Origin of the sequence: Anaerophaga thermohalophila str. Valhall, assembly GCF_000250735.1 — a bacterium.
Lineage (GTDB): Bacteria > Bacteroidota > Bacteroidia > Bacteroidales > Marinilabiliaceae > Anaerophaga > Anaerophaga thermohalophila_A.
On record NZ_AHZV01000249.1, the window covers coordinates 10,415 to 28,022 of the forward strand.

Consider the following 17,608-nt stretch of genomic DNA (forward strand, 5'->3'; position numbering starts at 1 on the left):
CCCGCTTCCCTGAACGACGCTCCATCGTCCTGTTTCATAAGGTTCAGGTGTATTTCCGGTAAGGACGGTGTCGTTCTTGCAAATTGTTTGCTCACTTCCAACAGTGGCTTGAGTCGGAGCATTGCTGGTAATTACTATCTCGTCGGAACTTTCACATCCGTTTTATATAGTGTCCATCTCAAACGATTTTCACCGTTAACGAGATTGCTTGCTTGCGACTGATAAGATGTTCCGTCATCGAAGATGACCGATCCGGATGCCGCATCTAGTGCAGTCCAGTGTCCCGCCACACCTGATGGCGGGGGTGTTGCATCCAATTGAACAGAACTCTGACAAGTTGTATAGTCGTCGCCTGCATCCACATCCAACTGATTATTACGAATTATCACCTCGTCATAAGTCGAACAATTTCCGTTTTTAGAGATGGTCCATCTTATAATATTTTCTCCTCTGGCCAGGTTTGTAACCTCAACCTCATAATCATTCCCTCCTATTGGCGTAATAGTAGCGCGTCCCTTCTCAACGGTCCATTCACCGGTACCTTCCACCGGATCATTGGCGGTAAGTATGGTGTCGGTACTACAAAGGTCGATGACATCCTGGTCATAGATAACAGCCTGATCGGGCTGATCATTAACAATTTCCACTTCGGCATAACTCTCACAGGTGTTTTGGGTAATGGTCCATCTTATAATATTTGAACCTGGCGCCAAATCATATACATTGGTAGATGGAGAATTAGCATCCTCAAAAACACCGTCTCCGGACTCCACAGTCCACCGCCCGCTGGTATTTGGATATGCCGGAACCGGGGTTGCATAAAGATCGCTTGACCCGTCGCAGGTCAGTGTTTTTTCTGCATCGGCAATAACGGTAAGCGTGTTATTTCTGAGGGTTACCTCATCGCTAATGCTACAACCGTTTCCACCGGCTGCTGTATTGGTAACAGTCCAGCGTAACACGACATCACCGCGGCTTATATTGGTAACGGAGGAGGAAGGATCGTTTGGAGAAGTAATATCGGCATAGCCTGAAACAACCTGCCAGGTACCTTCCCAATCTGCATTTATTGTAGTTGGGTCAACAGCAGCCAAAGTAGCAGAATTTCCACACAACTGCTGATCACTTCCGGCATCGGCCTGTGGAAGGGGATGAACCTCAACCTCAAGAGTAGATGTACTTGAAGAGATGCCACAACTGTTTTCGGGTGTCACTGTCACATCTCCAATTGTAGCATCCAGAGCCGGATCCAGGTCTACAATAATTTTGGCAGTTCCCTGTCCCGACACTATAGAAAATCCGGTAGGGACAGTCCAGTTATAGATGGAAGCATCTGCAACAGGTGCAACACTATAAGTTATACCGGTTGTACCCTGACAAATATCTTCAGGGCCGGAAATAGCGCCAATGTTCTGAGGTAACTCATCCACATTTATCTGAAGCGTCCTGCTGGGGCCGGCACCACAGCTATTTTCTGCATAGACCGACAAATTACCCGTTTGTGCATTGGTGGCAAACTCAACTTCAATCTCCCGTGTGCCGTCACCCGAAATAATGGTTGCGCCGGTTGGCAACGACCAAACATAGCTAACCGCGTTAGGCACGGGATCAACAGAATAGGTATGAGTACTTCCCTGGCAAACGATATCGTCACCGTTTATTGCCACGGGCTGCCCGGGATATTCACGAACCGTAACCCTTACGGAACCGGAAGCCGGTTTAGAACAACCGTTGGCATCCTGAATGCTTACCAATTCATAATCTGTTGTAACTGACGGAGAAACACTTAAATCATAAGTGTTATTAATGATCGGACCTATTGTTCTGTTAACTCCGTTTTCGGTAAATGTTACTGTCCATGGGCCAGTGCCGGCAGGAAAATCAAAAGTAAGGTCGGTACTTTGTCCCTCACAGATTTCTGCATTCCCCGAAAGGGTCACTTCCGGCAGTTCGTTGACGGTCACATCAGCTGTTCCGGTACCGGTATTACTACAATGAGTATCAGTGACGCTTAATATTTCATAAGTAGCGCTGGCATCGGGTGAAACCGTGAAAATATTGAAAGTACCGGTATAGTTTTCAGTCCATGTATTCGTACCGTCCGAGACCACCACCTCCCAGGGAGAAGATCCGGTTAGTTCTATACCCAGGTCCCTGCTTTCGCCTATGCAAAGTTCGGAATCGCCAAAAATGCGGGCAGTTGGCAACGGATGTACTTCTACAGTAGCAATTCCGGTAGCTGTACCCTTGTTGCATGAGGTTCCCTGTTCAACAAATCCGACAATTGAATATTGTGTTATTCCGACATCCGGCACGTTTTTCGGTTGAAACTGGAATGGTGAGTCGTTAACGATGTAAGTCTCGCCATCGCTCAATTCAACTTCAAGCGGATTGGCTGCCGGGTCCCAATTCGAAGTAATAATCTGAAGGGTTGGTAATGTACCTTCACACAATTCTTCACTGCCTGTAACGGTACTGATTTCAAGCTCTGCTTCAGGTTGGGTAACCACAAATTGTTGCTCTGTGTAACAATCCGTGTTCATATTGAAAGAACCATCGCCATAGCCATCCGCAAAAGCATCGTTATCAAAGGCCACTTCATTTATATTGCTGTCATCGATAACCCGAACCGTATAAGTTCCGGCAGGAAGATTATCAAAAGTAAAGACGTCGCCGGGTGCTGGCGAATAATTGGCTGCTGTACCAGACGGGCCGCCACTCAGCGTTACATAATAATTTCCAGGTATTTCTTCAGCCACGCCACCGTTAACAGAAACTTCAATGATTCCGGTGGATTGGCTGTAACACTCAACATGTTGCGTAATGGACGCATTTAACTGCAAAGCAGAAGGTTGCAATATGGTTACATCTTCTCTGACATCCACACCGTTGTCATCAATTCCTACCACTTCATATTCGCCGGCCGGCAAGCCGGTAAATACAGCATTGTTATCATTGAGCACCTGATCTACCTGGCCTGACCCGTCATATAAAGTAATGGACTGATAGGGTAATGTTCCGCCAACCATATCCACAGTTATTTGTCCGTTGCCGGCACCATCACATGGCCCTACACTCCGCTTGCTGACGATAAGTTCAAGGGTGGCATTGGGTTCTGTTACCACTATGTTGATAATTTCATCGGAACAAGTGTGTTCATCTTCTACATAAACGCGGTAAGTACCGGCAGTAAGGTTATCAACCACTTCAAGACCGGTGCTTCCGGGAACAGGATCGCCATTCTCATCGAACCAGAGAATAGTATATGACCCGGTACCGCCTGCTACATCAACCTCAATGGAACCGTCGTTTCCTCCTGTTGTAGTGACATCCTCCACATTTATCAGAGTGACGGACAACGCTTCATCGGGCTGCGGAACATGAATGAGACTACCATAAGTACTTTGATAATCAAGTACACAACCATTGGCATCGGTAATGACCACGTTGTAATCACCCGAATGTATATTATCAATGTCCTCTAGCGTGGGATCGGGTATTGTTCCCGGGCCGGTCCATTGGAAACTGTAGGGTGGTGTGCCTCCGGCAACTGTTATGTCAACAGACCCCGTAGCTTCACCACGGCACTCCACACTGTCAACGACAACATCGGTAACTTCAATAGGGGTGGCCGGCTCGTTCACAGCAAAGGTTTCCGTTACAGAACAGGTAGTACCGGAAATAACATCGGTAATAACCACTGTGTAACTTCCTGCCTCCAATCCTGAGATATTCTGGTTGGAAGACGTAAAACCATCAGGTCCGCTCCAGTCATAATTATATGGGCCGGAGCCTCCTGTGACATTAATATTTATTGCGCCTGTTGAAGCCCCGAAGCAACGGACATGGGTGATATCGCCGGCAACTGTAATGGTATTGGCAACAGGAACTTCAATATCTGAAATGGTAAAAGTACAGGGCCCGTCAGGATTACTGTCGGTAACCTCTACTTCATAAGTTCCTGCCGAAAGTCCGCTCTGGTCTTCCTGCGTAGGCGACAATCCACTGCCATCCGTTGTTGTCCAACTGAAAGAATAGGGTGGCACACCCTCGGACGGAGTAATGTCGATAGAGCCGTTATTGGCACCGAGGCAGGTTTCTGACTGAACGGTGTAAGTAACATCCAGTGGTTTGGTAAGGGTAACAGACTTACTGATGTTGCAATTATGGGCATTGCCAACATCCACCATGGTGACGGTATATTCGCCTCCGGGCAAATTGCTCTGGAGCGTAATTGTCGGACTCGATGTATCGACACCGGGCCCTGCCCATACATATTCATAATTACCTGTACCACCAACCGGGTTTACAATCTCAATAGCATTATTCTGACTGCAATCGGAATTGTCCACATTTAAGGTAAAATCAAGTGGATCCGGCTCATCAACCGTAAAACTCCTGGTTATACTGCAACCGTCAGCATCGGTAATAACTACGGTGTACTCACCTCCCGGCAGACCGGTCTGATGCCAGGCACCGGGGGTAATGTATGGTGATGCATCCCAGGTAAGCGTATAACTTCCTGCTCCACCTGTTATAGAGGTAATATTAATTTCCCCTTCGGGCGTACCTCCACCACAGTCGTTGTGAGTAACATAACTATCCACAACAATGGGATCAGGCTCAGGAACTTCAACCTGAAGCGTAGTTATATAAGGATTGCCACTTGCACAAATCTGAGAATTGTCGGTTACTGTAACTTCATAAATGCCGGCTTCCAGACCACTTAAATCCTGGGTGGTCGATGCTGCAGGATCATCCCATAGGTAAGTGTAATCGTTGCTGCCACCCGTAACTGTCAGGTCAATAATTCCATTAGCACCACCATTGCACTGAACAGGTGTTAAATCAGCAGTAAGAACAGGCTTCCCGGATACCTCAATGGTTTTTGTTACAGAACAACCCCTGTGGTCGGTAACTGTGACACTATAAGTGCCTCCTACCGTAATATCCGAAATTTCTGTATTCGAAACTTCTGTGAAACCACCAGGTCCGCTCCAGTTGTATGAGTAAGGCGGAGTACCCCCTGTTAAACCGTTTAGTTCGATAGACCGATTATAGTCAACCGAACAATCAAGAGAAGTACTCAAAGTAAAATCAATTGCCAATGGCTGGGCAACATACCAGGATTCCGTAATCTCGCATCCATCCGCATCAATGGCAGTCACTTCATAGGTACCTGCACTCAGGCCTGTCCATTGACCGTCGTTGTCGCTATCCAACACACCATCCAGGTAATAATCAACAGGAGGCGTTGCAGCAATCACTTCATCTATAATAATAGCACCGTTGGCACTGCCGTTACAACTTACCGGAATAACGGATGCATCAATGGCAAGGGTTTTGCCATTATTGACCGTATAATCAATGGGATCCAGAGTACATCCACGGTCTGTATCCGTTAAGGTTAAGGTATAAGTGCCGCTGGTTAGGCCGCTTAAGTCGGAGGTAGTGGCATAGGGATTTCCATCTTTCTCCCAACTGAAGGTATAATTTCCTGAACCACCGTTGACTGTGATGTCGATGGCACCATCGGCTGCCCCCGGGCATGTAACATCTGTTACATTGGCCTGAATATCAATATAAGAAAGACTTATCACATCATTATATGCACATCCCGAAGGATTAGAGGAATTGGCATCAGTTATCTCCAGATCATAATTCCCGGCCGGGATGCCTGTAATATCATTTATAATAAAAGGCTGAATATTTGATGTTCGAATCCATACCAAACTGTTTCCTGTAGTCTGGTTTATCAATTCAATCTGGTATGAGTAATCTCCAGATGCATCAGCCAGTCCACCTTCTATTTCAAGCACAAGTTCTCCGCCTGTACCATTGGATTCACATTCAATCCGGGGATCCACACTATTGACAACCAACTGTTCTGGCTCAGATATATCGGTTGAAACATTGGCAGTACACCCATTAACATCCTGAATAGTAAAGTTATTTGTGCCGGCATACAATCCGGTAACAACGTAAGTATCGCCATCCCAGTTTGTATTGACAGCACTGCCGGTAAGATCGTAAAGCGGTGTACCTCCTTCTACCCGGAGTGTTACTTCGCCGGTATTATCACCATAACATGTGGTAATGTCTTTTTGCCCCGACAGGGTAAGTTCAAGTTCTTCGGGCTGAGTGATTTGAATTCCGGAAGAAGTGGCCGTACACCCATGAAGGTTCCCGGTAACAATTACCCGGTAAGTACCGGCCGGGAGGTCGGTAACTGTTGACGTTGTTGCCTGACCAGACGACGGATACGGATCCCAACTGCTACCATCATAAGCTTCCCATTCATAACTGTAATTACTTCCCCAGCCACCGTTGACATTACTCACGGATATCTCACCGTCATCACTTCCGAAGCAGGAAAGGTTTTCGGAATCTATATCAAATGTTATCGGAGATGGTTCATTTATATCAAAAGTAGTTCCAACAGTACAACCCACCTCATCAACTATCTGAAGTTGGTAGCCGGTACCTGCTGCAAGTGTTGAGACGGTTTCGCTTCCCCCTGCATCGACAGTACCAGATATTACACTGCCGGAAGGCGGCGTAATATAGTAATCATAAGTATTCGGGGTGTTGGTGGCATCGGGTGTGCCGCCGCTAACACTGAAAGTTACTGATCCATCTGAGTTTCCTGGACAGGTAGCATCGTTGTCGATGGCAAAATCGAGTGTCAGTTCGGATGGCAAGGTAAATGTTATGGATTCAGTATAAATGTTTCCGGCATCATCAATCACCTCAGCTTCATAGGTTCCCTCACCGAGGTTACTGTAATTGGCATAATCACTTCCGGATGTTGCAGGCGGAATAACTGTCCCGCTTCTGCTTAACGTAATAGAAGCATAAGGAGTGACACCACCGGTAGCTGTAAGACCAATGGTACCATTTGTGGTTCCGTGACAGGGACCGGGATCACTCGTTGAAATGCTCAAACCGAGTGGTGAGTCGGGATCGGTCACCACGAAAGGATCGGACATCACGGTACATCCGTTGTCATCTGTAACTTCAACAGTATACGTGCCAGCTTCCAGATTGGGCTGTACATAAACGTTATCCACCAAACCGGAAGCTGCACCACCGCCTTCTAATGTGCCTTCCCAGTCAATGGTCGGATAAGAGCCGCTACCCCCGGTAATCGTAATTTCAATGGAACCGTCGCTACCGCCGGGAGTCGTAACATGATCAATTGATATTGCAGTAATCTCTATCTCCGAAGCAGGCTGGCTGACAGTCAGTTCAACAAAGTCTGTACAATTATTATCGTCCCATGCCTCGATGCGGTAGTCGCCTGCATCTAATCCTGTAAATGTATGAGGATCACCGACTCCATTATTAGCTGAAGACTGAGCTATCCAGGAGCCTGAAATATCTTTATATAAAACATAATTAACTCCGGATGCTGACGATCCTCCAACTCCGTCGACTGTTATCTCAGCATCGCTTCCGTTATAGCAGGTGACATGATTATCTACGGTGCCGTTTAGCGAGAAATCGGTGGCCGGCTCATCGATTGTTATGGAGGTATTGGTCGTGCAGCCATTCAAATCCCGGACATCGACAGTATAAGTCCCGGCAACCAGGTTATCGAAGGTATAGTCAACAGTACCATTGCTAACCCAGGTGCTGCCTCCATCAATGCTAAATTCGTAATTACCCGAACCACCGGAAGCGGTTACTGTTAATTCACCGCTATTTCCACCATGGCATAAAACATGTTGATCTACTGAGCCGGAAAGAGTAAGTTCCGAAGGTTGATTAACCTCAATATCTGTGCGGGTTGCTGAACACCCATTGTCATCGGTAACAGTTACCGCATAATTGTTACCGGCTTCTAATCCATTAAACGTAGCAGATGATTGCGGTCCCCAGGTATTGGTACCATCAGTCAGGGAGTAAACATAATTACCGTCTCCTCCTGAAGCTGTAACGGAGATGCTTCCATCGTTGCCAGAATAACAGGAAACCGGTGTTGAAGAATAATCGGTAATGACAAGTTGTGAAGGTTGAGTAATGGTAATCTCCAACGTCTGATTAACACATGAAGGCGCATAGGCATCTCTCACCCACGCAGAATACGTGCCGGCACTTAGCCCACTAAATAAACTTGTTGGCTGCCAGCTGCTTCCATAATCAATTGAATATTCATAGTCCCCCGATCCTCCGGTAGCCGTCAGCTCAAACTGCCCGTTTGAATTTCCATTACAATCAACATTTATATGAGAAGCCGGAATTTCATCAACATCAAGGGCAGCAGGTTCAGAAACAGTCACCGTGGAAGTATGCACATACGTACACCTCGTATAATTTTCATCTCTTACTGTTACAATATACTCATCGGCTTCAAGTCCTGTAAAAGTATATGTATAGGTACCATCGCCATTGTTAGTTATACCTGTATTTCGCCATCCCGATGTATAAGATGATGAAGTTGATTCCAAAAGAAAACCTAAATCTTCAGACCCCCCTTCAGCAGTAACTTCAATTGCTCCATCAGCGCCACCATTGCAGGAAACGGATTGTGTTTCCATAGCACTTGTCACATTCAATAACGGTAAAGTGCCAACAATAATATTTTCGGAGATAGTGCAACCATTGGCATCAGTAACCAGAACGGTATACTGACCGGCAGGCATTTGTTCAATTCGCCTTCCATTATCAGTAATCAATGCAGGATCAACAGGGTCGTCAGCCGCATCGGTCCATTGAATGTCATATCCAGAGGGATAAGCAGGATTGGCAGCAAACGCCGTTCCACCTGAAATATTCACCCAGGCTTCTCCTTCACAATCCACACCGGCTGTGCATCCTGAACAGCCAACAGGCGAACTGTCGGTTGTTATCGACAAAGCAGAAACAGGTTCGGTAATAGTAACCTCAATGGGATTGGGCAAAGTACAGCCTATGGCATCTTCTACCTGGATATAGAAAGTTCCGGAAGATAAGTTGGTGAATAGTCCGGAGCTATTGTCTTCCAACAAATTGGCAGGAGCAGCTGCCGGATCATCATATAAATAATAATGGTAAGGAGCACTGCCACCCGAGGCAGAAGCAGTAATTTCGCCATCAGCACCACCATTACAAGAGACATTGGCAAAATCGTCGACTGTGAGGGATACTTCATTTCTAGTAATTTCAACAGATCCGTCCATTAAAGAAGTGCAGCCGGAAACTGTGTTTATACCAACAACAGTATAAGTCCCCTCCGAAGTTTGCGTTCCGAAACTAATTGGATTGCCATCACCTGGCTCAACTATTCTTGGACTAAATGAAAGCCCATTCAGTAATAGTTCGTATTCAAGGTCGGGATTGTTTTGAGAACCGCTAAGGATAACTTCAGAACCCACGGTACCAAAACAATAAGCACCGCCACCCTGAACAGCAAATTGCGTAGGCGTTGGTAAGATTGTAATGGTTTTTGTTCTTTCATCCGTACACCCGTTACTATTAGTATACGAGAATGTAACATCATAATCACCGGGCGTCAGCAATGTTGGATCCAGAGTAGCGGTGTTATCGCCATTATCTGTAAGCTCAGACCCTGTTCCCCCGGAAAGAGTGAAAGTTCCGAAAGAAGAAGGAGCTATGCTGAAACTTGCTGTAAACAAAACATCTCCGCCATTCTGGCAATATTCCATAGGATCGCCCGGCTGATCATCAGCAAAATTGACAAATGTTGTAGCATAAACATCTACCTCCTCGGTGATACTATTGGTACATCCGGAAGTTGGATGGATATATTCAAGCGTTACCCAATAAGTTCCGGGACCAACAGAAGAAGGATCAAAAGCAGCTGTTCCATCTCCGTTATCACCAACAGGAGAAACGCCGGAAGAATTGGTAGTGGAAGTGAAGGCAGAAGTGCCTCCTGTAACACCATACGTATTGGCTTCAATTGTAACAACGCCGTCTGTTTCACAATACGTTGGTGACAGACCGTCAATATCTATTTGTGGACTTTCAATGACAGTTAATGACAGTGTTTCTGTTGAATAACAACCTCCTGTATTAATTGTATATGAAACATCATGTGTTCCCGGGCCTGCAGCAGATGGACTAAACACATTACCGGATACCCCGGTTCCGGAAAACGATCCTCCGCTCTGATCGGGAACAAGAGTTACTGATGATACACTTTCACAAAATTGAGTTTCTCCCGAAGCCGTAGAAAAGGTAGCATCAACCACATCCGGAACAAGAACTTCCTGTGTAATTATGTTCTGACATCCACCATATTCATAAATATATTCAAAAACATAGGTATCGGGACCAAGGATGGACGGATCAAAAGAAATAGAGGGATAAGACGCGGGCATTGGAGTTTGGTTGTCACTTACAATCGGGGTGGTCAGATCAGCAGCGCTGTATAAATTCAAAATACCACCCTCAGGGAGCATGTTATCCACAGGCTGTGCCGAAATAGTTACCGGATAAGGATTTGATGGGTCTTCCTCTTCACAATATAAGGCATCCAGATTAACAAATTCAAGGTCAGTCCCGATCTGAACAGTGTAGTCAACAGTTCCGATACATCCATAAACATCGGTATAGGTGTAGGAAATGGTATGGTTACCATTACCGGCCACAGACGGATTAAATATTGCCGTACCGTCAGCGTTATCTGTTAAACCCGAACCGGAAGCTGAATAATCTCCATTATGAATGGGGTTTGAAGTATCCACAAAATACGCTTCTAATTCAACAGGATTGTCTGTTTGGCACAAAACAAGATCACTACCGGTTGGCATAACCTGCCAGGGATCTGAAGAACCTGCCTCACGGTAATGGACAGCAATATTGTCATTTATATCATCATGAAAAGTTGTTGTACCAGATGCATCATTAGTACAACCTGTATTTGGATCGGTATACGTATAAATAAAAGTATATGAATTTTCTCCGGATGATGCAAGCGCATCGTCCACATTAAAGGTGGCAGTCTCATCCCCATTATCATTAAACCACGATGGATCGGGCGAAGTATAACCGGAAACATGCCAGCTGTTGGTCCCGGTGACAGGATTCCCGCTGATGGTAACATCGCCCGTGTTGGCACAATAATCAGAATTCAGTCCATTAATAGTTACGTTGGGTAACGCATTAACAACTACATCGCCAATCATATTAGCCATACAACCACCGGAACTGGCACGAACGGTGTATGTCCCTTCAGGATATTGGGCAGTAAAAGAAATCGGTCCCCCAGTACCTCCAACAGCTGTACCGTAAGCTGCCCCATCTCTGTAAAGTATGTATGAGACATCGGTTTGTGAATCATCAACGGTTATAGTTACGTCATCGCCAAAACAGGCATCAGGCCCTGAAATGGTATATTGCTGAGGTAGTTCATTTATTATAAGTTCGGCATTTGGCAATTGGTATTCGCATCCATTATTATCAGCGGTAACCAGATATGTACCTGCCTCTGATTGTGCGGCAAAATCAAGCGAACTTCCTGTTCCCCATTGAGCATCAACTCTAGTTCCTGTAATATCATCCCGGTAAAGGCGATAATAAACTCCGGATTCAGAATTCGACAATGTGAGCACATGATTGGTGCCGGCACAAACAGGAGAACTCGTAGTAGATAATGTATAGCTTAAATCCGGAGTGTCGTGAATGGTAATATCCCCCAAATCCCTTATGCAGCTTGAAACAGGATTGGAAGCTATAACTGAATAAGTTCCGCCCGTGTTAATTGCACCACTAAAGGAAATTGCATTACCGTCCCCTACTATAGTTTCGAGCAGATTACCTGTGCCATCAGGGCCGTCATACAATGAATACTCAAATCCTGATTCAGAGCCAGCTAATTCTACAAATAGATTGTCTCCTTCGCATCCTTCATTATCAACAATAGTTTGCGGATCAGGCGTTTTATAAATGGTAACATCAGTATCGAGAAATAATGAACAGATGCCCCGTTCGGCATATACTGTATAGTTGCCATCAGTTGTTACACCAGTAAATTCGAGATCACCTCCGTTCCCTGCCCGTGGAGTTCTTACCTCGCTACCATCCCTGTAAAGGGAATAATTTACATCAGTTTCGGAATTACCAACAGTTATAATATGAGAGTCTCCACTACATCCTGACCCTGTTAGAGTTACGGGTAAAGATGAGTTGGGAGTTTCACTTACAGTAACAGAGCCGTTCATAGTAATATCAGAACACCCTGTCCTTCTTCCTTCAACTGTATAAAGACCTGGTGCACTGTAGTTGCCCAAAATAACTGAAGTCCCGCTTCCTGAAATTGGACCATCGTGATCTACACCATCCAAAAGAACAAAATACTCAACATCAGCATCAGAATCGTTCAAACTGATCTCTGTAGTATTGGTTCCATCTGAACATATGTCCGAGCCCAGAACATCATAAACATTAATTGGGTTAACTGTAAAAGTAACAGGTCCATAGGGAGTAAGACCAGGATCAATATCACAACCTGCGGCATCTGAAACATCAGTGATTTCAAAATTGGAGGTTACGGTAATATCGGTACCCCAAGACACTACATTAGTTCCGTCACTTAATCCACCTATGTTTCTGGTTGTTCCACTCGTGGTGTTTTCAATGGTAACGTCGTATGGAGGTGTTCCGTTTTCAACGTTAAGTTCAATTTCAAACTGGGGCTCGACGGATGATTCACAGGAAGGACTTCCGACTGTAGAAAAAGAAAGAACCTCAAAAGTTGTTCGTCCGGCAACATCTGTTACGGGTGATTCATTGTAGCACTCTTCGTTGCCATCCTCCCTGATGATTAGTTGATAATCACCTAAGATGGTCGAACTGACGGAAGTATTATTAGAATAAGTATCGGAAGTACCTGTTTGTTTAATTTGATCATTGTGACGCCACTCATATATCAAGTCCACACCAACTGGCGGAGAGGCACTTAGTGAGCTTGTAAAATCAATCTGAGTTTGATCGAGGCATAAATAAACAGTGCCATTTGGGTCAATCGTGGGATCAGGTAAATCATAAGTGCCAACTGTTACAACATTTGAAGGATAGGTATTGCCTCCACAGCCAGTAACAACAACATGATAATCACCAGAAGAAGTTACAGAATAAGTATTACCGGTAGCCCCAGCTAAAGGTGAACCATCTAAATACCATTGATAAGAGAAAACTGAATTTGTGCTATAAGGCAAAACCTCAAGTTCGAGCCCTGTAATATCAGCTTGACATGCTGACTCTCCACCTACTACTTCTACTTCAACATCCGAAATATCTGAAACTTCAATAGTGTTTGTTAATGAACGACAGGTCCCGGAGTTATCTGTAACAACCGAAAAAACTTCATATATTGATCCATCGCCAGGAGAAGAAAATAAATAATCATCATTATTATCGGGTCCCTGGACAGAAATTACCTCCTTAGTATCATAGTTTCTCTCGAAAAACTCATAATTGTAACCTCCTTTAGGGGTTGCGTCGAAAACATGCGAATCTCCACTACAAAGAACAACTCCGTCTGTATTACCATCTTCGTTCAATAGTTCAGCTGCAGGAGCAGCAGTACCGCTAACGGTAATTTCAAAATCATATGTCTGCCCGTTATTTCTTTTCCAGATAGCATGAAAAGTTTCGGAAAGTGAACCAAACCCGCTAATAATTACTCCCTCCCCTTCATTTCTGTCGGAAAATACTAAACCATCGGGTGATGACCATGAGCCGCTACTTTTATGCCCTGCAGGGACTCCACCTATATCAAACAAATCGCTGCCGAACAAAACCCCTCCACTGCAAACACCTGCGTTAATGGTTGTCTGTCCCGCCAAATTCCCCCCAACCACAACAAGCCCTGCAAAGAGCAGAGCACTCTTCAGCCAGTTACGTAAAAACCATGTTCCTTTTCTTTGTAAACCTTTCCTCATCCGCTTATTATCATTGGGCCAAAAGTGGGTTTTGGCAAAGTTATTTTTTATTTATGAGTCCGATCTAAAAAGCATCTTTGTTGCCAAACTCTGTGTTGTGATTAATAACCTGATACCCTGATCCGATTTATTGAGAGAACTCATCCCTTGAAATCGGGACTCATTTCAATGAACCAAAGTAATAATACCGGAACCATAGAGTGGAATTTTTTTGTCAGAAGTGGTCATCCATGGCCCCTGGTTGTCACTACTTTCGCGGGTTGTTTGTCATAAACAGGCATTAAGTAATCGCCGGAAAAATTCAATTTTTAATACAGGTAAATTTTTTATGTTGCTTCAGCCTGTTTGCGCAATTCTGTTTCTTCCAGTGTTTGTTTTGGGTCAGGAACAAAAAAATCGTGAAAACAACCTCTCGTGTTTTTCAGAATTTATATTTCTCTAAAACAGCCATACTGTAAAGAAACATTAATTTCTACAAAAACAAAAAAAGTTGGCCAAAAAAGGAAGAAAAAAGAGAAGAAACGTAATTTTAACATTTAATATCTGTGACAACATGAAGATATTCAACAGAAAAGCAAATTTTATTTATGGAATTTTTCAGTTCTTTAATCACTTGTTTTTAGATGTTCGTCAATTCGATGCGGAATCAGAATACTTACACAATGTCCCATCGCTCGGCGAAGTCTCTGACTTCGTCGCTCAACCACTGTAGTTTTCAACTACAATATACTGCCCGGGAATTTATCTTTCTGGTAAATAGGGGCTGCTGAAAAAGTCAGCAGCCATATTTTAAATTTATTTTCCATTGTTCTTTTTGGCATTGCCCCAAAAAGAACCAAAAAGGTCTAGTCCGTTTAAACCTATCCGCCCGCATCAGCCAAAATTTCCGGCCATTGCGCAAGGCCGTGAAATTCGCCCATTTTGGCTTCTCGCAGCCGCCGGCCCGGAAAACGGACAGGCCAACGCGCCTTTTAAATAGATAAAGTCGTTCATTATTACGACATTCTTTTGAATAGTGATATGTTGACAATTAACATTTACAGGTGCAAACATTTTTAAAAATTTGCATGAATAACCATCGCCCGGCGAAGTCTCTGACTTCGTCGCACAACCACTGTAGTTTTCAACTACAATATACTGCCAGGGAATATATCTTTCTGGTAAATAAAGGAGCAAATAAAAGCGGGAAACCTGCTATCTTTAAAGGTAAAAATCACAATGCCTACAGGCTATCAGATTAAGAATCAAAATGGATTGTACATCCTAACCTTTCAGGTGGTTAGTGGTTAATTGAGTTGAGAAACTGTTCAAAAAGGTGGTTCATCACAAATATGCGTAACTGTCACAGAAATGATTTTTCTTACAATTGTATCTTTATTGAGAAAAATGGCTTACGCCATTTTGTTTATCTTAACCGCGAATTAAACGAATTACACGAATTTTTAGCCGCACCAAAGGTGCGACTTAACGGCTTCGCCGTTTAAAAAAGCTGTGAAACAGCTTTTTTAATTCGAGTCTCTCGGCTCTGCAACTTGCTTGCAAGAATACCCCCCCCGCTCGGCGAAGTCTATGACTTCGTCGCTCAAAACCACTGTAGTTTTCAACTACAAAATACTGCCCGGGAATTTATCTTTCTGTTAAAAAGCGGGAAATCTGTTATCTTTAAAAGTAAAAATATTTACACAATGTCAACAGGTTATCAGATTAAAGATCAAAATCGAGTGTGCTTCCTAACCTTTCAGGTGGTAAATTGAGCTAAAAAAACTGTTTAAAAAGATAGGCTGGAGACTACTGGTGTAAAACGACGAAGTCAGAGCCTTCGTCGAGCGGGGCTTGATAGAACTGTCCGAAATTTTTAGCTGAATTCTTCGGATATACTCGAAATTTTTAGCCAATTTTTTCGATTGTATTCGAAATTTTTAGCTGAATTTTTCGAATATGATCGAAAAATTATATTTTTGAACATCTGTTCAAGTTTTGAATAATTCATAAAATGGAAAGACTATGATTGACAGGGACGTCTATCTCACCATAAAAGACCGGCTTTTCAGAGGAAAATCCATCATTTTAACCGGGGCCCGCCAGGTTGGGAAAAGTACGCTTTTAAAAAAAATGGCAACTGATTACAAAGAAAAAAATGTTTTGTTTCTTAATTGTGACGAACCCGATACCCGATTTCTATTGGAAAATGCCACAAGCACATCTCTCCGGAATATGATCGGCAACCACAAATTGTTATTAATTGATGAGGCCCAAAAAATAAAAAACATTGGCACAACTCTAAAACTGATTACGGACAATATTTCTGAAGTCCAGCTCGTGGCCACCGGATCTTCAGCATTCGATTTAAGAAACCAATTAAACGAACCGCTTACAGGGCGTAAATTTGAATTCAGCCTTTATCCCTTTTCCACACATGAGCTCATCCAACACTCATCAGCCCTTGAAGAACAAAGGCTCTTGAATCATCGACTCATTTACGGAATGTACCCGGAAGTTGTGACCTTCCCTTCAGATGCAAAAATCCTGCTTTCCGAGTTGGCCAACAGTTACCTCTTCAAAGATATTTTTTCAATAAAGGACATCCGCAATCCGGACGCGCTCAACAAGCTGCTCATGTCTCTTGCTCTACAAATAAGCAGTGAAGTATCATATTACGAGTTAAGCAGAAAGTTGGGCATTGACAAAGAAACAGTGGAAGGTTACATCGAATTGCTCGAGAAAGTTTTTGTCATTTTCAGGGTAAGTTCTTTTGCCCGAAACCTACGTACAGAACTTAAAAAAAGTAAGAAAATATATTTCTATGACAATGGCGTTCGCAATGCCATGCTCAACAATTTTGCTCCTCCCGAGCTTAGAAATGATATGGGCGCTTTATGGGAAAACTTCCTGATGAGCGAACGAAAAAAACATCTGGATAATTCAGGAGAACACCGCAATACATATTTTTGGCGAACCCACTCTCAACAAGAAATTGACTTAATTGAAGAAAAAATGGCATCCTTCATGCCTATGAATTCAAATGGAACGAGAAGAAGAAAACCAAATTGCCAAAATCGTTTCCAAGTGCATATCCCCAACACACTTTCCATGTGATCTCCCCCTCCAATTATCAGGATTTTGTAGCGAAATAATGTATCAATGGATCATGCATCGCGGGAACAGCGTTCCCCAGCTCGGCGAAGTCTCTGACTTCGTCATTCAACCACTGTAGTTTTCAACTACAATATACTGGTCGGAGATTTATCTTTCTGGTAAAGAGGGATTTTCTTTTTGGCATTGCCCCAAAAAGAAACAAAAAGGTCTAGTCCGTTTAAACCTATCAGACCGCATCAGGCTTAATTTCCGGCCTTAGTGTCGTATCAGGCATAAAATATCGCACCAAGCATTGTTGCTTTTTGTTTTTTATTCATGATAAAAAGATTCACGTAGCTATGGCTATGCTTACTTTTTCTCATTGCTAAAAAATTAAAAAGCAACTTCAACTTATGCGTCATTTTATGCATGAAACGACACTGCCGCAAGGCCTTGAAGTCGCCCATTAAGCCTTCTCGCCAACCGCCGGCCCGGAAAACGGACGGGCCCGCCCGCCTTTTAAGTAATAACATATTTAACTTTTTGAAACCTTCACTTAAAACAGAAAAATGCTCAAATTATTTATTGAAACACTTTTTCGAAATAAGAATTGTAAAGCTGTTTCTGACTTTTTATCACTACTG

At 43.8% G+C, this 17,608-nt stretch carries 3 protein-coding genes; 1 reads left to right on the forward strand and 2 read right to left on the reverse strand.

From position 1 onward, the window contains the following. Positions 1–134: 134 nt before the first annotated feature. Positions 135–13,889 (reverse strand): hypothetical protein, encoded by a 13,755-nt coding sequence (locus tag OQ5_RS21090; RefSeq protein ID WP_016777962.1) that lies wholly within the window; start codon positions 13,887–13,889, stop codon positions 135–137. A gap of 2,004 nt (positions 13,890–15,893) precedes the next feature. Between OQ5_RS21090 and OQ5_RS21095 the strand changes: the two genes are divergently transcribed. Beyond that, positions 15,894–16,985, forward strand: a complete 1,092-nt coding sequence (locus OQ5_RS21095) for an ATP-binding protein (RefSeq protein WP_255297533.1) — start codon at positions 15,894–15,896, stop codon at positions 16,983–16,985. A 266-nt stretch (positions 16,986–17,251) separates the two neighbouring features. Here OQ5_RS21095 and OQ5_RS21100 read toward each other — a convergent pair whose 3' ends face one another. Then, positions 17,252–17,497 carry a hypothetical protein gene (locus OQ5_RS21100; protein WP_016777965.1) on the reverse strand — a complete coding sequence of 82 codons (246 nt, stop codon included), beginning with the start codon at positions 17,495–17,497 and terminating at the stop codon, positions 17,252–17,254. Positions 17,498–17,608: the final 111 nt, after the last annotated feature.